This is a genomic window from Dongia sp. (assembly GCF_041909655.1).
Taxonomy (GTDB): domain Bacteria; phylum Pseudomonadota; class Alphaproteobacteria; order Dongiales; family Dongiaceae; genus Dongia.
Map to the genome: position 1 here is coordinate 141185 of NZ_JAYRDA010000004.1, position 17712 is coordinate 158896.

At 63.0% G+C, this 17712-nt stretch carries 17 protein-coding genes; 1 reads left to right on the forward strand and 16 read right to left on the reverse strand.

Features of this window, described 5'->3' with window-relative positions; genetic code table 11:
- Positions 1–35: 35 nt before the first annotated feature.
- From ACE3PR_RS09590 to ACE3PR_RS09660, 15 genes are all read right to left on the reverse strand, one after another.
- Positions 36–2126: a molybdopterin cofactor-binding domain-containing protein gene (locus ACE3PR_RS09590; RefSeq protein WP_374371062.1), complete on the reverse strand. Its 2091-nt coding sequence runs from the start codon at positions 2124–2126 to the stop codon at positions 36–38.
- On the reverse strand, positions 2123–2605 hold the full coding sequence (locus tag ACE3PR_RS09595; protein WP_374371065.1) for a (2Fe-2S)-binding protein: 483 nt from the start codon (positions 2603–2605) through the stop codon (positions 2123–2125). The genes ACE3PR_RS09590 and ACE3PR_RS09595 overlap by 4 nt, the downstream gene beginning before the upstream one ends.
- 9 nt (positions 2606–2614) lie before the next feature.
- The gene (locus ACE3PR_RS09600) at positions 2615–3859 is read right to left on the reverse strand and encodes an acyl-CoA dehydrogenase family protein (RefSeq protein WP_374371066.1); all 1245 of its coding nucleotides are present in this window, start codon (positions 3857–3859) and stop codon (positions 2615–2617) included.
- Positions 3856–4911, reverse strand: coding sequence for an alpha/beta hydrolase family protein (locus ACE3PR_RS09605; protein ID WP_374371068.1), 1056 nt, complete (start codon positions 4909–4911; stop codon positions 3856–3858). The genes ACE3PR_RS09600 and ACE3PR_RS09605 overlap by 4 nt, the downstream gene beginning before the upstream one ends.
- A 12-nt stretch (positions 4912–4923) precedes the next feature.
- Entirely contained in the window at positions 4924–5256 is a 333-nt protein-coding gene (locus ACE3PR_RS09610) for a cupin domain-containing protein (RefSeq protein WP_374371071.1), read from the reverse strand.
- Positions 5257–5259: 3 nt separating this feature from the next.
- Positions 5260–6279, reverse strand: a complete 1020-nt coding sequence (locus ACE3PR_RS09615; RefSeq protein ID WP_374371073.1) for a zinc-binding alcohol dehydrogenase family protein — start codon at positions 6277–6279, stop codon at positions 5260–5262.
- A gap of 38 nt (positions 6280–6317) precedes the next feature.
- The gene (locus tag ACE3PR_RS09620; RefSeq protein WP_374371076.1) at positions 6318–7196 is read right to left on the reverse strand and encodes a 3-keto-5-aminohexanoate cleavage protein; all 879 of its coding nucleotides are present in this window, start codon (positions 7194–7196) and stop codon (positions 6318–6320) included.
- Positions 7196–7948 carry an SDR family NAD(P)-dependent oxidoreductase gene (locus ACE3PR_RS09625; protein WP_374371078.1) on the reverse strand — a complete coding sequence of 251 codons (753 nt, stop codon included), beginning with the start codon at positions 7946–7948 and terminating at the stop codon, positions 7196–7198. The genes ACE3PR_RS09620 and ACE3PR_RS09625 overlap by 1 nt, the downstream gene beginning before the upstream one ends.
- A gap of 11 nt (positions 7949–7959) precedes the next feature.
- A complete protein-coding gene (locus ACE3PR_RS09630) occupies positions 7960–8886 on the reverse strand; it encodes a dioxygenase (RefSeq protein WP_374371080.1) in 927 nt (308 codons plus the stop codon).
- Positions 8887–8905: 19 nt separating this feature from the next.
- Positions 8906–9691, reverse strand: coding sequence for a glutathione S-transferase family protein (locus ACE3PR_RS09635; RefSeq protein ID WP_374371083.1), 786 nt, complete (start codon positions 9689–9691; stop codon positions 8906–8908).
- Between the two features lie 5 nt (positions 9692–9696).
- Entirely contained in the window at positions 9697–10755 is a 1059-nt protein-coding gene (locus ACE3PR_RS09640) for a branched-chain amino acid ABC transporter permease (RefSeq protein ID WP_374371085.1), read from the reverse strand.
- A complete protein-coding gene (locus tag ACE3PR_RS09645) occupies positions 10755–11633 on the reverse strand; it encodes a branched-chain amino acid ABC transporter permease (protein ID WP_374371087.1) in 879 nt (292 codons plus the stop codon). The genes ACE3PR_RS09640 and ACE3PR_RS09645 overlap by 1 nt, the downstream gene beginning before the upstream one ends.
- Before the next feature lie 12 nt (positions 11634–11645).
- Positions 11646–12374 (reverse strand): ABC transporter ATP-binding protein, encoded by a 729-nt coding sequence (locus tag ACE3PR_RS09650; RefSeq protein WP_374371089.1) that lies wholly within the window; start codon positions 12372–12374, stop codon positions 11646–11648.
- Positions 12374–13120, reverse strand: coding sequence for an ABC transporter ATP-binding protein (locus ACE3PR_RS09655; RefSeq protein WP_374371091.1), 747 nt, complete (start codon positions 13118–13120; stop codon positions 12374–12376). Before ACE3PR_RS09655 ends, ACE3PR_RS09650 begins: the two co-directional genes overlap by 1 nt.
- A 74-nt stretch (positions 13121–13194) precedes the next feature.
- Complete coding sequence (locus ACE3PR_RS09660) at positions 13195–14472, reverse strand: amino acid ABC transporter substrate-binding protein (protein WP_374371093.1); 1278 nt, start codon at positions 14470–14472, stop codon at positions 13195–13197.
- A gap of 355 nt (positions 14473–14827) precedes the next feature.
- On the opposite strand from ACE3PR_RS09660, the gene ACE3PR_RS09665 reads away from it, so the two are divergent.
- Positions 14828–15868 carry a LacI family DNA-binding transcriptional regulator gene (locus tag ACE3PR_RS09665; protein ID WP_374371095.1) on the forward strand — a complete coding sequence of 347 codons (1041 nt, stop codon included), beginning with the start codon at positions 14828–14830 and terminating at the stop codon, positions 15866–15868.
- Here the strand turns inward: ACE3PR_RS09665 and ACE3PR_RS09670 are convergent.
- Positions 15865–17637 (reverse strand): sensor histidine kinase, encoded by a 1773-nt coding sequence (locus ACE3PR_RS09670; protein ID WP_374371097.1) that lies wholly within the window; start codon positions 17635–17637, stop codon positions 15865–15867. The genes ACE3PR_RS09665 and ACE3PR_RS09670 overlap by 4 nt on opposite strands.
- Positions 17638–17712 lie beyond the last annotated feature (75 nt).

Consider the following 17712-nt stretch of genomic DNA (forward strand, 5'->3'; position numbering starts at 1 on the left):
TATCCTTATCTTGCGATGTCACGGGTCTTGCGATGTCAAAGGGCATCGAGGGCGGCGACCAGCCGGTCGCGGATGAGCGGCAGATCGCGGATGCGCTGGCCCAGCGCGCGGGCGACGGCGTTGCCGATCGCGGCTGTGACGGGGCCCTGCGATGCTTCGCCGGTGCCGAGAGGTGATGCGGCCGGATCGATGATGAACCGCGTCTCGATCTGCGGCACCTCCGAGAACTTGAGGATCGGGTAATCCTCCCAGGTGAGGGCCGCGACACGGCCGTCTTCCGGCTGGATGCCTTCCTTGAGCGCCCAGCTCACCGCCTGCACGGTGCCGCCTTCAATCTGGTTACGGGCACCCGCCGGGTTGATCAGCAGACCGGCATCGACGCAGAGCCAGAGTTTTTCCACCCGCACCATTTCATCGACCGTGACCTCGGCCACCGCCGCGAGCCAGGCGCCCTTGTTCTTGTAGCGCGCGACGGCGAGGCCCATCCCCCTGCCCGTCCCGATCTCGTGACCGCCCGGCCAGCAGCTCATATCGGCAGCGCCTTGCAGGACAGCGCGGCAGCGCGGATCGGTGAGATGCGCCAGGCGGAAATCGAGCGGATCGGCACCCGCAAGTGCTGCCAATTCGTCCATCGCCGATTCGATCGCAAAAACATTGAGATGGGCACCCAGCGAGCGCAGGGAGGAGGTGCGGATGGGGCTCGATGTATCGAGGGCGACATTGATCTCCCGATGCGGGAGATCGTAAATGGGGGTGGCATTTCTGGAAGCGCCGCCGCCAGCGATCTCGGGCAGATCGTCGATTGCTTTCGGGAGACGGCCGGGATCGAGCGCCTCGGCGGAGGTGAGATTGACCTCGCCGCCGAAACCAGGGCGTTGCGCATGCGGCGCGCTGATGACGTTTGTGCGCCAATGCGTGATACGACCCTCCGCGTCGAGGCCAGCATCGATTCTCGCCGACATGGCGGCGCCCAGGGGCGCACGGCTGAGTTCATCGGTTCTCGACCATTGCACGCGGATCGTGCGGCCGGGATGCCGGAGCGCCACGATGGCAGCATCCAGAGCGGCATCGTCGGCGCCATTATGGCCATAGCAGCCGGCGCCGGGCACATGGATCACCCGCACCCGATCCGGCGCAAGGCCGAGGATCTTCCCGATCTGGCCCTTCAGCGGGAAGATGCCCTGCGAATGCGACCGGATGATGAGGTGTCCATCCGCGTATTTGGCGAGCGCGCAGGAGGGGCCGATGGAGGCATGGGCGATATACGCGCGGGAATAGCACGCGGTGAATGTCTTGGCGACGGGCGGCGTCGATCCGAGGGTCGTCTGTTTCGCCGGCGCCACCGTGGCCGGTTGCCAGAGGTCCGGCACCTCTTCCCAGGTCACGAACTTGTCGGCGTCGAGTTGTGCCGCATGGACGCGGTATTCGTCATCGCCAGTGAGCGCCAGGAAATCGGCCTGGCGCAGGAAGGTGAGATCGGGATAGCGCCGGGTGAGCCAGGCGGTGTCGATCTCCTTGAGACGCGCGAGGCGGAAGGGCTGGCGCAGGATCCGCGCGTGCAGGACATCCGGCGGCAGCAGATCCTGGATGAAGCCACCATTCAGAATCCGGGCAGCAAGATCGATGCGGGGGACGCTCTGCCCGACCAGGGCATAATGCTGGCGCAGCCGGACCGGCACGGTGCCGGTCACCGGCTGCTGCCAGTCGATATCGGCGGCAAGCTGCCAGAAATCGAGAGAGGTCGCCGCATTTCCGGCAAGGATTGTTCCATCGCGGCAGGCGAGATCCTTGGGATCGCACCCCAGCCGATGGGCGGCGGCGCGCAGCAAGGCATCGCGCGCCTGGGCCATGGCGAGACGAAGGGCGGCGCCGGAGATTTCCACCGATTGGCTGCCAGCGGTAAGGCCTTCATCGGGGCCGAGATCGGTATCGGCGGCGGCGAGATCGATGCGGCCAAGATCCAGTTCCAATTCCTCGGCGGCGATCTGCGCCAGTGCGGTTGCGATCCCCTGCCCCAATTCGACCTTGCCGCTGCGGATAAGCGCGCGGCCCGGTTCAGCGAAGGAAACCCAGCGGCCAAGCGCCTGATTGTCGAGAAGACTCTTGGGGAGCGCGTTGGTCGTCATCCCGCGGCACTCTCACGCAAGATCGCCGCCGCGCGATCGATCGCGCGCAGGATGTTGCCATGAGCGCCGCAGCGGCAGAGATGCTTGTCGAGGGCGGCGATGATCTTATCCCGGTCAGGTTCGGGGTCGGCACTGAGCAGCAGAAAGGCGCTCACCAGGATACCGGCGAGGCAATAACCGCATTGCCCGGCATGTTCGGAATCGAAGGCGGCGAGAAGGGCGGCACCGATGGGGTGCGCGGAAAGACCTTCGGCGGTCACGACCTTGGTCCCGGTAACATCCTGTACCGGCAGGGTGCAGGCATAGCGCGCCTCTCCGTCGACGCCGACCACGCAGGCGCCGCATTGTTCGAGCCCGCAGCCGAAATGCGTTGCTCGGAATCCGAGACGGTTGCGCAGGACAAAGAGCAGCGGCTCGTCTTCCGGCGCCGCGACGGTGACGGCAGCACCGTTCAGGGAAAAGCGGATGTCACGCGACACGGGGCCGCCTCAGGCTTCCGGGCCGGCATATTTGCCGGCGGTGGCCGGAAACATGTTCTTGACGATCTTCATGCGGCTGATATCCACCGTCGCATCCATATGCAGGAAGATGGCGGCATCGCGGAAGAGTTTCTCGATGCCGAATTCCAGCATGGCACCGTTGCCGCCATGGAGTTCCAGCGCATGGGTCGCCACCTTCATGATCTCCTCGGAGGCATAGACCTTGGCCATGTTGCAGAGGATATCGGCATCGGCATGGTTGTCATCGACCGCCTTCGCCGCCCGATCGACCAGAGCGCGCACCGCTTCGATCCTGGTCGCCATATCGGCAAGGCGCAAGGCGACGGCCTGGTGCTTGATGAGGATCCGACCGCCCTGGACGTAATTCTGCACATAATCCGCCGTGCGCTCGAAACAGGCGACGCCGACGCCCAAATTCTTGGCGGCCTGGATGATCTTGCCGGCGCGGAAATATTGCCCGGCGCTGCCCAGGGCCGCATCCTTCACCAGCAGATGATCGGCCGGCACACGGCAATCCTCGAAAATGAGTTCGCCATTGTTCATGAAGCGGCAGCCGATGGTCTCGTTGCATTTGGCGATGGTGAGACCCAGCGTGCCGCGCGGCACCAGGAAGCTGGAGGTTCCCTGCAGCATGCCCTTAGAGGTATCGGTATTGGCATAGACCACATAGAGGCTGGCATCATAGCCGTTGGAGATGAATTGCTTGCGCCCGTTGATGACCCAGTGATCGCCGGCAAGCACGGCCTTGGTCTGCATGGCCGCCTCGGGCACGTTATAGGGCAGCCAGCGATCGGAGGCGCCGCGCGGCTCGGTCAAACAATGCGCCAGCAGGAATTTCGGATCGGCGAGGAGACGCGGAAACCATTTTTCCTGGAGATGCCTCGGCGCCAGTTCGCGGAGCAGGATCGAGACCTTCCAGTTCTGCACCAGTTTATCGGCGAGGCCCGAATCGCCGCGCGCAATCTCCTCGGAGATGAGGGCGAAGGTGCGGACTTCGGCATCGCGCTCAAGTTCGACACCGCCAAAATCGGCGGGCACACCGAGGGTGCGGATGCCGATCGCCTCGGCGCCTTCCAGGATCGCCGGCGGCAGCCGGTCCTCCGGGCTCATATCCCATTCCTTGCGCCAGTTCGTGCGGATGAAGGGCGTCACCACATTGTCGACGAAGGCGCGGCAGGAATGCCGCATCAGGCGCTGCTCTTCCGAGAGCGAGGTCTCGTCGGCCTGGATCATGGGCGCGCTCCCAGAAGATCCGCCAGCCAATCGGCCACCTGCGGCCGGTAAGCCCAGGGGATGTTGTTGCAGACGTGATTCCCTTTCGGGAAAATCCGCAAGGTGGCATCGGCGCAATGCGCTGCGCTGGCCTCGGCGGCGCTGGGCGGGAAGATCTTGTCGCGCCCGCCATGGAGGATCAACGCCGGCATGCCGACCGGCGATGCGCCCTCGAGGGTGAAGGTCCGCGCCTTCGCGCGAAGGTCGCCACCGCCCAGAGCAAAGGCCATGTTGTCGCGATAGATTTGGGGGAAGGCGTCCCACAGGGCGCCCAGATCGTGAAAGCCGTTGATGGAGACCACGGCTTTCAAGCTCGGCAATTCCGCGGCGGCGCGCAAGGCGAGAAATCCCCCGAAGGCCATGCCGACGAGACCGATGGCGCCGGTGAGGCCCGGTTTCTTCGCCAATATATTCATGGTCGCCTGAAGGGCCGGTGCTATATCGGCGCGCAACGGACCCACTGAGCGGCCTTCGCCCTGGCCGGGGCCGTCGAGGCTGAACGTGGCAAGACCACGCTTCAGGAAATGTTGCTCGAAGGCCGGGAATTCTTCCTTGGTGGAATCGGAACCCGGAACGATGAGAACCAGGGGGGCAGGCAGCTTGCCACCCGGCCGGCGCAGATAGCCGCACAGGATTTTCCCCTCGAAGGGAATCTCGACAAGCTCGCCCGGTGGGTCCAGCAAAGGGGCGGCGAGGCGAAAGAGTTCGACCTTGCGCGCGGCGGCTTCCGCCTTGGCGGCGAGATCGTCGAAGGCCATGAACTGGCCGAAATGATAAAAGAGGCTGGCGCGGGCATAGGCTTCGCCCGCCGTCACGCGGTGGCCGAGGCGCAAGGCTTCCGCCGCCATCCTGGCATGCGTCTCGCCCTCGTCGGACCAGGTCGCAAGCCAGTTCTCCCAGGTACCGGCACGCGCGATGACGGCTTTCGCGGTGGCCGAGGGAATGCCCGCGACCTCGATCCTGGGCAGCCAATGTTCGACGACGCTGAGCAGCCTGTTCTCGGTTTCGGACATCAGGCGATACTTTCAAATCGGCATGGCAAGTAGAATGGAGGCCGGGGCATTGGTGAGATTGCGGAGCGCCCGCGCCTCGCCCGGCGCCAGGCGGCAGGAATCGAGATAGCCGAGCGTCACGATGCCGGTCGGCGATTCCACCGTCACTTCGCCCGCCACCACGATATAGATCTTCTCGACCGCCGCATCCTTCAACGAGGTGTGCCCGCCGGGGAGAAGATGCGAGAGACCGATCCAGATCGCATCGGTCTGGGTTGCCTCCCTGCCCTGGAGGCGGAGGCATTTCATGTCGAAATGTTCCGGCGCCTCATAGGGTTTCGCGTCTTTGTAGCGCGTGACTTGCATGGGTTACGGCTTCAGGAGGACACGGTCGGGATTTCCGCGCAGCACCGAGGCATAGGCCTTCGCCGCATCGGCAAATCCGTAGACCGAGGCCGGATTGATCGGGAAGGGCTTCAATATGCCGGCTTCGAATTTCGGCTTCAGCTTGTCGAAGATTCGCGCCCCATCGACCGAGGTGAGCGCCAAGGTATCGATGCCAATATATTTGTGGCGGCCACGGAAGAAATTGAAGATGTCGAAAGGCACGGCGCGGTCGAAGGTGGAGATGAAGACCTGCCGCGCCTGTTTCGCCATGGCCTTGTTGGCCATCTCGAAATAGGGGCTGCCCACGGTGTTGAAGACGATGTCGGCGCCATGGCCGCCGGTCTTCTCGCGCACCAGTTCCGCGACGTCCTGGGTTCCGTGATTGAACATCTCGACCGGGCCGTTGCGATGGCCGAGGAGCTGCTGTTCGGTATGTTCGACGGCAAAGACGGTCGCCCCGGCCATGGTCGCCAATTGGATCACCGCCTGGCCGACCTTGCCATTGCCGCCGCAGACCAGCACGACATCGGTCGGCTGCACGCCGCCCGCCTCGCGCAGGCCCTCGAAGGCGGTGATGAAGGGAACGCCGATCGAGCCCGCCTCTTCCATGGTGAAGTTCTTCGGCTTGGCGCGAACGGCCTTCTGGTCGAGCACCATCCATTTCGCGTGGCTGCCGTCCTGGGTGATGCCGAGTTCGCCGCCGCCGCCCCAGATTTCCATGCCGATCATCGCAGCCGGTCCCTCGCGCACGATGCCGGCGAAGTCGCGGCCGGGAATGCGCGGCCAGATCGCCTGCGGCATGTGGCCGAGCGAGGCCTTGACGTCGCTGGGATTGACCCCCGCCGCCACGATCTCGACCAGGACCTGGCCGGGGCCGGGCCGCGGGATTTCCATTTCGGCGATCTCGATCAGCAGATTGTCGAGATCGGGCGATTTCTGCGCCACCCGGAGGGCCCTAGCCCAGCGCGTCTCCACCTTGCGCATTTCCATGTTTGCATCCATGCCTTGGTTTTCCTCCGATGCGCGCGTCGATTTTTTGCTCATGTGGCGAGTCCCAGCATTTTCCTGGCTTCGTTTGAACCGGCGATCTCGGCGCCGAGCTTGGTCAGCAGATCGCGGGCGCGTTCCACCAATTCGCCATTGCCTTTGGTGAGCACGCCCTTGGCGATGTAGGAATTGTCCTCCAGCCCCACGCGCACATGGCCGCCCAGCAGGTAAGAGAGCACCACCATGGGAAAGGACATGCGCCCGACACCAAAACCGGTCCAGGCGGCATCGCGCGGCAGCATGCGCGCGGCCGTCGCCATCACGTCGGGATTCGAAGGGAAGCCGTATTTGATGCCGGTCACGATCGAATACATCGGTGGCGATTTCAGGACGCCTGCCTTGAGGAGATCATGGGAGAGCTGGATATCGCCGGTATCGAAGACTTCCAGTTCCGGCTTCACCCCGGCGGCGTTGATGATGTCGGCCATGATCTTCACATTGGGCGGTGTGTTGATGACCACCTCATTGCCGGAATTCATGGTGTTGAGATCAAGGGTCGCGATCTCGGGCTTCAAGGCGGCAATGTGTTCGACGCGGAGTTCCGGCCGGCGCAGGGTGGTGCGCGGCCCGGCCATGGCCGGGTTGTCGTCGCTGGGCTGATAGCGCCCGCCGGGGCCGGTGGTGAGGTTGAGGATGAGCGCGCTGTTCTTGGCGCGGATGCGTTCGACCACATCCTTATAGTGCTCGAACGCCATCGAGGGTTTGCCGGTTTCCGGATCGCGCACATGGATATGCACGATGGCAGCACCCGCATCGGCGGCCTCGAGGCAGGAATTGGCGATTTCTTCCGGCGTCACCGGGAGGCCCGGATGATTCTCGCGCGTCGTGATGTTGCCGGTAACGGCGCAAGTGATGATGATCTTGGGCAGCATCAAAGGTGCCTCCCGCCATCGACCACGATCTTGGTGCCGGTCGAGAATTTGAGACTGGTGGCGCAAGCGAGGATCGCCTCGGCGACATCCAGCGGGCTGGTAAGCCGCTTCAAGGGCGTCGTCGCCGCCACCTTTTCGGTGACTTCCTTGCCGCGGCCGGGGACGAATTGGGTATCGACCATGCCGGGCGAAACCGCCATGACACGGATCTCGGGGGCCAGCGCGCGGCCCAAGGATTTGGTCATCACATCGATCCCCGCCTTGGCGGCGCAATAGGCGACGTTGGAACCCACGCCTGTGAAACCGGCGATGGAGGAAACGTTGACGACAAGGCCATCGCCGCTCTTCTTCAAGGCCGGCGCAAAGGCACGGATGGTCGAGAAAACGCCGCGCCAATTGTTGACGAAAATCTGGTCGATGAGTTCGTCAGTGAGCGCGTCAAGATCGCCATGGGGGACCGGCTTGGTTATGCCGGCGGTGTTGACCAGGATGTCGGCGCGCCCCATCGCCGCCAGAGCCTGATCGCGGAAGCCCGTGATGCTGGCGCTTTCCTCGATCGAGATCGGCAGGATGATGTGGCCTTTGCCGGGAAGTGCCGCTGCGATCTCTTCCGCCTTCCCCTGATTGGTGCGGTAGCCGACCACCACCCTGGCGCCGGAAGCGGCCATGAGGCGGCAGGTCTCGGCACCGATGCCGCCGGAACCGCCGGCGACGATGGCGACCTTGTTGGCAAGCGGGTGATCTGAAGACATTCGAAACTTCCTTATCGGGTCTTGCCGGTGATCGGCGGCACCGGGAAACAGGGCGTGCCGGGGACCAGCTTGAAGTCATAGGTGGCGCTGAAGAAGGGCGGCTCGGCGCCGGGATAGGCGGGATCGGCCGAGCGATGTTCGACGAAGCCACCCACCAGAGGCTGCTTCGCGCCGAAGACGACATCCTGTTCCAGAGCCTCCGCATGATCGAAGAAGACCTGGGTGATGAGCGTCTTGTGGCCGGGCGCCGAGACGATGAAATGGATATGGGCGGGGCGCATCGGGGCGCGGTTCTGTGCCCGGAGGAGATCGCCCACGGGACCGTTCGTCGGCACCGGATAGCCGGCGGGCCTCACTGAGGTGAAGGCGAAGCGCCCTTCCCGATCGGTCGTGAACTTGCCGCGGAGATTGAGATCCGGCTGGCTCGCATCCTGGTTCTCGTAGAGGCCCACGGGCGAGGCCTGCCAGACATCGAGGCTGGCCTGGGCGATGGGGGCGCCATCCACACCCGTGACGCGGCCGGAGAAATAGATGCGCGGTCCCGGCGTGCCTGCGCGGGCGATGCAATCCCCGGCGGCACAGATCGGTGCGTCACCGCGATAGAACGGCCCCAGCAACGCCGACATGGTCTCGCCCTGCAAGCCGTCATTGTTGATGAGATCGACCAGGGTCGAGATCCCCAGCACATCGGCCGCCAGCACCACCTCGTTGTTGGATTCGTTGGTATGCTGGCCGAGAGCCGCCAGCCAGCGCAGCCCGAATTCGAATTCCTGCTCGGTCGGCCGCGTCTCCATGACGAATTGATGGAGATGGGTCACCAGCGAGGTGACGATCGCCTGCAGGCGCGGGTCATCTGTGTTCGCCATGGCGCGCAGCACGAAGGATGTGACGTCCTTCTCACCGGAGATCAACTGGTGCGGCTTCTTGATCTGGCTCATGGCTGGCGGCTTTCCCGGATCATGCGCTGGCCCTCGCGGCAGGGCGCTTCAATTGCTGGAGATGCGGATATTTTTCGGTGAGGAGCGAGCCGAAATAATAGGTTGCCTCGAAAGGGGCACTCGCCCGAATTGCCTCAAGCCAGCGGTCAACCGTCGGCGCCGCGTCCCACATATGATTGAGGTTGATGTCGTCCATCCGCACGATCACCGGCATGATGGCGATGTCGGCGAGGCTGATCGCCCTTCCCATCAGCCAGGGGCCGCCGCTTTTTTCCAGCCAGACCGCCATGCGGTCGATGCTGCGCTTGAGGCGACCCAGAGCTTCGTCCATCTCGGCCTGCGGGAAACCCGTGCGGCCCATCTTCAGCAGAAATTCGCGGCGCAAGGGCTTGCTGTCGGCCAAGGCCTGGAACTCGGCCTCGCTCATGGATTGAAAATGCGGCAGGAAGGCAAGGTTGTAGGACGGCACACGCACGGCCGGCGTCGGCACCTCGTCGATGAAGCGCATCATCGAGCGCATTTCGGCCACGAGCAGTGGATCCAGCGGGCGCAGCGGTGCCGTTTCGGGATGGATGTCCTCGAGATATTCGATGATCACCGCGGAATCAATGACGGTACGGCCGTGATGCAGCAAGGCTGGGACCACGCCGTTTGGATTGATCGCCAGATAATCGGGATGGAGCTGATCGCCCTTGAAGAGGTCGAGCTTGTGCTCCTCGAAACCCAAGCCCTTGGCGTTGAGCGTGTAGCGCACCCGCTGGCTGCAGGTCGATTGAGGCGCGTTGTAGAGGACGAATTCCGGCATCTGCGTCAATCCCAATTGAGGAACCGGGGCAACTTGCCCTTCTTGGCGAGCGTGCCGACGAAACCCAGCGGAAAGAACATGAGCCCCAGGATCATGACGAGGCCCGTCGCCAGGATGTTGAATTCCGAGGCGCCGAGCGTGGCTGCGAAGATTTCGTTGAAAGCCACGATCAGGATGGCGCCCACCATCGGCCCGGCGACGGTGCCCTTGCCGCCCAGGATGCACATGAGGACGAGGCTGGCCGATACCTGGATCACCAGGAAGATGTTAGGGCGGAGATAGGTCATGTATTCGCCCCAGACCGCGCCCACCATGCCGACGAAGAAGGCCGAGAGCGCGAAGGCCAGCACCTTGTAGAAGCGCGTGTTGATGCCCGCACTCTCCGCCTTGATCTCGTCCTTGGCGATGGCGCGGAGCCCGAGGCCGAATTTAGAATGTTTGATGCGGTAGGTGGCCCAGGCGGTGAAGGCCGCGATCACCAGGAAGGCATAATAATAGGGAAGCTTGGCCCATTGCACGGGGAGATCAGGGACCGGCAGCGAGAGGCCGTTGGAACCGCCGATATAGGTCCAGTGATCGAACAGGATACGCGCGATCATGAGGAGGGCGATCGAGGAGATGATGAAGCTGGGGCCGCGCACCTTCAAGGTGATGAGACCCACAACATAGCCGACCATTGCCGCCGCAAGGCCGGCCGCCGGTGCCGTGATCAGGGTCGAGATGCCGTAGCGGGCGCAAAGCATGCCGGCAAAATAGCCGCCGATCGCGAAGAAGACCGCGTGCCCCAGGGACACATAGCCGGCAAAGCCGCCGATGATGTTCCAGCCGCCCGCCATCGCCGCGAAGGACAAGGTGAACAGCACCAGATGCAGGACATAATTGTAGTTACCGACGAATTGCAGTAGCGGCAGGGCCGCCAGTACCGCCAGCAGAGCCCAGGGGAACCAGGTGACACGGGCCTGATCGGATTTCTGCGCCAGCGTCTCATTATGCACCCGGCGCGCTTCAAGCACCGCGCTGGCGCTGGTATTGCCCAGTCCGGGATTCGTCACGCTGCTGCCCATCACACCATCTCCGGTCGTTCGCCGAACAGACCCTGGGGCCGCCACAGCAGGATGACAAACAAGGCGAGGAAGAAGGTCATGGTCGACCAGGTGGAACCGATCCAGGTGCCCACGAAGGCCGCGATGACCGACAGGAGAACCGCGCCGATCACGGTGCCGAGAATGCTGCCCATGCCCCCCAGCACCACGACCGACATCAACATGGCGATCCATTCCCATTGTTTTGCCGGGAAGAAGCTGAAGACGAAGCTGACCAGGGCACCCGCGGCGCCGGCAAGACCGATGCCGATCGCAAAGGAAATGGCGCAGACCAGTTTTACGTTGACGCCGAGCAGTTCGGCCGCTTCGCGGTTCTGTGTCGTGGCGCGGATGGCATAGCCGAGGCGTGAATATTTGAGAAACAGCGAGAGGCCGGCAATGATCAGGAGCGAAACGATGCCGGCATAAAGCTGACCCTTGGGGATGAACACATCGGCCACGAAAAAGGCATCGGTCGCATATTCGGGCGAGGTGACGCGCTGGGTGTTGGTAAATACGCCGCCGAGGAATCCTTCGATGATCATGGCGAGCGCCACGGCCAGCAGGACGGTCATCTCGGAATAGCGCGCACTCTTGGCTTCCTTCTCGAAGACCAGCTTGTAGATGACGAGGCCGATCCCGGCCATGGCCAAAGTCGAGACCGGCAGCATGACGATCGGGTCGATGCCCCAAAGCGTGTAGCCCCAATAGGCGATATAGGCGCCAACGATGATGAGGGCGGGATGCGCAAGGTTGACGATGCGCATGACGCCGAAGATCAGCGATTGGCCGGCACCCATCAGGGCAATGACACCGCCCAAGACGACGCCCAGGATCAGGATTTGGATAAACTCAGCCATCACATTCTTTCCTCAGGCGGCCTTCTTGCCGCCGAGATAGAGTTCCTGGATACGCGGATCGGCGAGAATTTCGGCGGCCGGCCCCTCGAACAGGGTGCGCCCCAGATCCAGCACCACGCCCCAATCGGCGTTCCTGAGACCCATGAGGGCGTTCTGCTCCACGAGGAGGACGGTGACGCCCTCCTCCGACATCATCTTCATGATGTTGAACATCTCCTGGACGATCTTCGGGGCGAGGCCCAGCGAGGGTTCGTCGAGCATGACGATGTCGGGCTTGATGATGAGGGTGCGCGCCATGGAGAGCGTCTGCTGCTGGCCGCCGGACATGGTGCCGGCATGCTGTTCGGCCCGCTCCCGGAGGATCGGGAAGCGGTCGAAGATCGCATCGATGCGGCGGTCAAGTTCCTTCGTGTCGTTGAGGATGTAGCCGCCCATGCGCAGGTTCTCGCGCACCGTCATCTTGGGAAAGAGGGCGCGCTCCTGCGGCACGAAGCAGATGCCCTTGCGCAAGATCTGGTCGGGCCTGAGGCCGTTCAGACGCTCGCCCTTGAACACCACCTCGCCGCGGCGAATGGTCAGCATGCCGCAAATGGCCTTCAGCAGCGTCGACTTGCCGGCACCGTTGGGGCCGATGATGCAATGCACCTTGCCGGGTTCGACCGTGAGATGGGCGCCGTCGAGAATGGCCGGGCCGTCGCCATAGCCGGCGACGATGTCGGTCACCTGGAGAAGTTCGGCCATCACGCGGCCTCCGCGTCGAGGACGCCGCCGAGATAGGCTTCGAGCACCTGGGGGTCCTTCCGGACGATGTCGGGCGTGCCGTCGCAGATGACACGGCCATGGGCCATCACCACCACCTTGTGCGAGAGGCGCATGATCAGATCCATGTTGTGCTCGACGATGAGCACCGTGAGGCCCTTGTCGTTGAGGGCGCGGATATGGCCGACGATTTCTTCCATCAGGGTCGGGTTGACGCCGCCCGCCGGCTCGTCGAGCAGGATGATCTTGGGATCCGACATGAGAAGGGCCGCCAGATCCATCAGCTTCTTCTGGCCATAGGAGAGATTGCTGCCGTCCTCATAGGCGATGCGGGTGATGCCGAGGAAATCGAGAATCGAGAGCGCCTTGTCTTTTTCTTCCCGCGACATGGCCGGGCGAAAGAGGCCGGCGAAACCATGGACCTTCGATTGCACGATCACGTTCTCGATCACCGTCATCTCGGCAAGGTTGCGCGATATCTGGAAGGTGCGGCTCAATCCCTTGGCGGTGATCTTGTGGGGCCGCAAGTGATCGATCCGCTCGCCATCCAGCCAGACCTCGCCATCGGTCGGCAACGCCGTGCGGCTGATGCAATTGAAGGCGGTCGTCTTGCCGGCGCCGTTGGGGCCAATCAGCGCCGTGATCGAGCCACGCTCGACCGTGAACGAGACTCCGTCGACGGCCTTGATGCCACCGAAATGCTTGCAGAGATTCTTGACTTCGAGCATGGGCGACGACCTTGCTGGCGGAAAAGCTGGATCCAGAGGCGCGGCCGAAGGCAAGACCTCCGGCCGCGTAACCTTTAGAACCCGGTCTTCGGGTAGCGGAACGGCACGACACCGTCGAATTCGCCCTGCGGATAGACGAATTTCATCACGCCATCCTGCCATTGCGTCATGATGTGCTTCTTGTCGAGCGGCAGCCCGACTTCATCCCAGGCGAAATTGCCAAGCACGGTCTTGACCGGATCAGCCTTGGTGCGTGCGCGAAGCCATTCCTGCATCTTCGCGTTATCGGTCGACCCCGCGCCGAGGATCGCCTGTTCGACGCCCTGACAGACGGCAAAGGGAATGGCACTGTCCTCATCCGGCTCGGTGCCGTATTCGGCTTCGAAGGCCTTCACGAAATCGGCGTTGTTGAAGGGCTTCCCGGCCAGCAGGCCCTGGAAATTCACATCCTTGTGCCAGGTCGTGTGGATGAGGACGCCATCGGCCGATTCCTTGCCGACACCCTCGATATATTCCACCTGGGCGCCCTGGCTGAGATAGACCAGTTTCGGCGTGGCGCCGACCGTCTTCAAGGCCCGGGTCAATTGCACCGCCTCTTCCGCGGAAGCGGTGAGACCGATGATCATTTCGGCGCCGGAACGCTTGATCGAATTGGCGAGGTTGAGCCAATCGTTGAAGCCTTCTTCCGGCCACTTCTCCTCCATCACCACGTCGATCCCGGTATCCTTGAGATAGCCGGGGGCGAGATCGGCCACTTCCTGGTCGTTGGCGGGATTGATCACCTTCTGGCCAAGGAGGCCGGCAGCGATCGCGTTGGCGAAGAAATCGTCGGCATAGACCACCGCGGCCGATTTCGGCGCATCCGCCGCCGCCAATGATTCCTTGATCACGCCCACGACGTCCTTGCCGGTGTATTCGGCGGCGTTGACCTGGAAGTAGAACAGGTTCTTGTAGCCCTGCGAATAGATGCGCAAGGCACCGCCCGAGGGAACGGTGTGGACCATGTTGTATTTGGCGAGGATGTTCGCGATCGGATAGGTCAGGCGGCTGGAGAAGGTGCCGTAAACGGCCTCTACCTTGTCGACATTGATGAAGCGTTCGTATTGGTTGATCGCGGTCGCGGGGTCGGAGCGGTTGTCGCTGACCACCAGTTCGACCTGACGGCCCAAGATGCCGCCCGCCTCATTGATCAGCTTGGTGCAAAGTTCGTAGCCGCGCTTGTGCTTTTCGCCGCTGATCGAAAGGCCGCCGGTCAACGGCAAAGATGCCCCGATCTTGAGATCCTGCGCCGCCGCATTGCCTGCGATCAGCGCGCTCGCCGCCAAGGCCGCGAGCGTTCCAAATATCTTCATGCCTTCCCTCCCGTTGAATCGTTTCCATCCCATTGGTCGATTGACTCGATTGTCTTTATGCAATCGATTGCACTAAATACCGCCCTCAAAGCCCATGCGAGATGGGCGGGGCGGTTTCAAACCTGGTCCTGCGATCGCCGCATCCTGCCGGACCCTGTCCCGGCAATGCAGCATTTCTCTCGTTTTTTTTGCTGCAACGCAGCGTATTTGGATATCACCATCTCGCGCACAAAGAATGTGCAAACGATTGCACAAAGACCTATCATGGCGCCAGCGACCAGGTCAAGGAATATTTGCAAACGATTGCGCGGAATCGAGCCGGCCTGTAGAAGGTCGGGAAAATCGGGGTCGAAACATGCTGAAGAAACGCGTCACGCTGAAAGACATCGCCAAGGTGACGGGCGTGCATGTCTCGACTGTGTCGCGCGCACTCGATCCCCATGAATGCAAGAGCATTACCGAGGAGGTCGCCAACCGCGTGCGCGCAGCCGCCGACATGCTGGGCTATCGCCCCAACCGGATCGCGAGCGGTCTCCGCACCAACCGGACAATGACCGTGGGCGTGATGATCCCCGATATCACCAACGTGATCTTCCCGCCGATCCTGCGCGGGATCGAAAGCGTGCTGGAGCCATTGGGCTATGCCTCGATCATCGTCAACACCGACAGCGAGCGCGAGCGCGAGGGGCGGCTGGTCAATGTGCTGCGCGATCGCGGCGTCGACGGCATCATCCACGCCGCCGCCTTGCGCAGCGACCCATCGATCGCGCAGGCGGCCGAAGAGGGCCTGGCCGTCGTGACACTCAACCGCCGTGTCGAGCGATCCGATATTCCTTATGTGGTCAATGACGAGGATGCCGGTATCCATGGCATGCTGCGGCATTTGCGCGATTTGGGCCATCGGCATATTGCGCATCTTGCCGGCCCGCAGGATCTCTCAACCGGGCAACTCCGCCTTACGGCGTTTCGCAAGGCGGCGGCCGATCTGTCGATCGAGTGCGACGAGCAACTGATCGTCGAGGCGACGCGTTTCGACGAGGCCGAGGGTGCGCGCTGCGTCGATACACTGCTGCAGACGGGGCGCAAGTTCACTGCATTGCTCTGCGCCAATGACCGCCTGGCCCTGGGCGCCATCGATTGCCTGCGCCGTCATGGCCTCGATTGCCCGGAGAATGTATCGGTCACCGGATTCAACGACATGCCGTTCCTGGAATGGCTGCGCCCGCGCCTGACCACGATCCGCATCCAGCAGCATGAAGCCGGGCGCAAGGCAGCCGAAATCCTGCTGCTGGCCATGCATCGGGAAACGGCGGCGGATGTCCCCATCGAAACCATCCTGCCGGTCGAAATCGTGATCCGGGACAGTACCGGCCCCTGCCCCGGCAACGCGGCCTAGAGGTCGGCCATCCCGCCATCGGGGGGCGCCGGTTTCTTGATGCTGAAACGGATGATTGAGCCGAATTCGGGCGGATCAATGCGACTGAGCGCCCCGCCAATCTGCCGGGCAAAGGAATCGATGAGGCGACCGCTGATGCTGCCTGGATCCGGCATTTGCGCGGCGATATCGCTGGAGAAAGGCCGGTCGTCGGAGATGACGAGTTCGCCCCCGCAATCCGCGCTCACGGTCAGCTTCACGCGGATCAATCCGTTGCGCCCATCCGCGGCGATATGCTTCAGCGAATTCATCAGCAATTCGGTCGTCAGCAAAGCCAGCGGAATGACGCAATCGTCGAGCATCCGGATCGGCGGCACCTCGACCTCGACCCTGACACTGCCCGGCGGCAGGCCGGACCCATCCTGCAGCAGCCGGCACAGCCGCTCCATGAAGGAAGCCAGCTCGACCTCCTTGAGATTTTCGCTTTCATAGAGCTGGCGATGAATGAGGGCCAGGGCCCGGATGCGGGTCTGCAATTCGGAAAAGCCATGATCCGGCCGGTCATTCGGCAATTGCCGCTGATAGAGATTGAGGAGGCTGGTGACGATCTGCAGGTTGTTCTTCACGCGGTGATGAATCTCGCGTACCACCGCGCGTTCGCGATCGAGGGCGCGACGCAGATCGGCTTCGCGATTCTCGATACGGGTCGCCATGTTCTGAAGCGTCTCGGCCAGAACGCGAATCTCGCGCGGCGCACCATGCAATTCGGAATCGATCTCGATGGCGCCGAGCCTGCCGGTGGCGGCAGCGGTCGTCAGCTTGTCGGTCCAGCGTGTGACCAGGATACGCCCGGCGATGAGGGCGGCGATCATCCCGGCGATACTGACGAAGGATATGGCCGCCAGCTGGGTCATCAGGCTGAGACGCAACGGTCCCATGACGGCGTCGCGGGACATGCCGAGGAGGACAAAGATACTGTTCTGTGCAAGCGCATTGACAGCATAAATCCGGGGCACGCCATCGGTACCCCTGGCCTCGAAGCGGCGCAGGCCGCCTTTGGCGATCGCCTGGATAAAAGTCGCATCCGGCAATTGGCCGGCACCGGTATCGTCCTTGCCCGAGGAACTGACCAGAACGGCGCCGTCGCGATCCAGCAGGGTGACCTCGGCATCGGGCGGCAGGCCCGGCTCCTGACCGATCGAACGCAGCCAGTTCATCCGGATGCTGAGCGCCAGAAGGGCGAGGGCCTTCCCATCTGCGCCGATGACGGGACGCAGATAGAGGAGGATCGGTTCGTTGAGCCGCGCCGATATTTCATAGCCGCTATAGCTGGGCGCGGTGCGCGCCAGCGCCGCGCGGAACCAGGGCCGTTCCCGTACATTGCGCGATTGCGGCGCCTCGAAACCTCGGCAAAGCGCATTGCCATCCAGCCCGAACAGCGTGACGTTGCCAAGATCGGGAAAGGGAGCGATGGCCTGCGCCATCACCGCGCGGCACCGGGCAACATCCGCGGCGCCCGGATTGCCCCCGTCCGAGCTATCCCCGGCCATGGCCAGGATGCTGGCATCATTGATCAGCGATTCCCCGATCTGGTGAGTCTGCCAGAGCACATTGGTCTCGTAATTCGAGGCCAGCATGGCATAGCCCTGGGTCGTCTCGCGCGCCGAACGCAGAGCATCCTCGTAAAGATCGAGGCTGGCCCAGATCCCGAACGCAAAAGGGACGCAGAGCGCCAGCCCGAAGATCAGGACAAGTCGGCGCTGCAGGGATTGAAAGAGGGTGTTGATCATCACATGGCCGGCTGGGTTGAGAGCAACCGCGGGCCGGGTAGACCGCCAGCCACCGCCATACAGAGACGCGCCGGA

Excerpts from the sequence above, each read along its gene's own strand:
- ACE3PR_RS09625 (WP_374371078.1), bottom strand. The coding sequence starts at position 7,948 with ATGTCTTCAGATCACCCGCTTGCCAACAAGGTCGCCATCGTCGCCGGC.
- ACE3PR_RS09655 (WP_374371091.1), bottom strand. The coding sequence starts at position 13,120 with ATGCTCGAAGTCAAGAATCTCTGCAAGCATTTCGGTGGCATCAAGGCC.
- ACE3PR_RS09605 (WP_374371068.1), bottom strand. The coding sequence starts at position 4,911 with ATGTCCGAAACCGAGAACAGGCTGCTCAGCGTCGTCGAACATTGGCTG.
- ACE3PR_RS09670 (WP_374371097.1), bottom strand. The coding sequence starts at position 17,637 with ATGATCAACACCCTCTTTCAATCCCTGCAGCGCCGACTTGTCCTGATC.
- ACE3PR_RS09620 (WP_374371076.1), bottom strand. The coding sequence starts at position 7,196 with ATGCTGCCCAAGATCATCATCACTTGCGCCGTTACCGGCAACATCACG.
- ACE3PR_RS09635 (WP_374371083.1), bottom strand. The coding sequence starts at position 9,691 with ATGCCGGAATTCGTCCTCTACAACGCGCCTCAATCGACCTGCAGCCAG.
- ACE3PR_RS09645 (WP_374371087.1), bottom strand. The coding sequence starts at position 11,633 with ATGGCTGAGTTTATCCAAATCCTGATCCTGGGCGTCGTCTTGGGCGGT.
- ACE3PR_RS09610 (WP_374371071.1), bottom strand. The coding sequence starts at position 5,256 with ATGCAAGTCACGCGCTACAAAGACGCGAAACCCTATGAGGCGCCGGAA.
- ACE3PR_RS09630 (WP_374371080.1), bottom strand. The coding sequence starts at position 8,886 with ATGAGCCAGATCAAGAAGCCGCACCAGTTGATCTCCGGTGAGAAGGAC.
- ACE3PR_RS09665 (WP_374371095.1), top strand. The coding sequence starts at position 14,828 with ATGCTGAAGAAACGCGTCACGCTGAAAGACATCGCCAAGGTGACGGGC.
- ACE3PR_RS09640 (WP_374371085.1), bottom strand. The coding sequence starts at position 10,755 with ATGGGCAGCAGCGTGACGAATCCCGGACTGGGCAATACCAGCGCCAGC.
- ACE3PR_RS09590 (WP_374371062.1), bottom strand. The coding sequence starts at position 2,126 with ATGACGACCAACGCGCTCCCCAAGAGTCTTCTCGACAATCAGGCGCTT.
- ACE3PR_RS09600 (WP_374371066.1), bottom strand. The coding sequence starts at position 3,859 with ATGATCCAGGCCGACGAGACCTCGCTCTCGGAAGAGCAGCGCCTGATG.
- ACE3PR_RS09615 (WP_374371073.1), bottom strand. The coding sequence starts at position 6,279 with ATGGATGCAAACATGGAAATGCGCAAGGTGGAGACGCGCTGGGCTAGG.
- ACE3PR_RS09650 (WP_374371089.1), bottom strand. The coding sequence starts at position 12,374 with ATGGCCGAACTTCTCCAGGTGACCGACATCGTCGCCGGCTATGGCGAC.
- ACE3PR_RS09660 (WP_374371093.1), bottom strand. The coding sequence starts at position 14,472 with ATGAAGATATTTGGAACGCTCGCGGCCTTGGCGGCGAGCGCGCTGATC.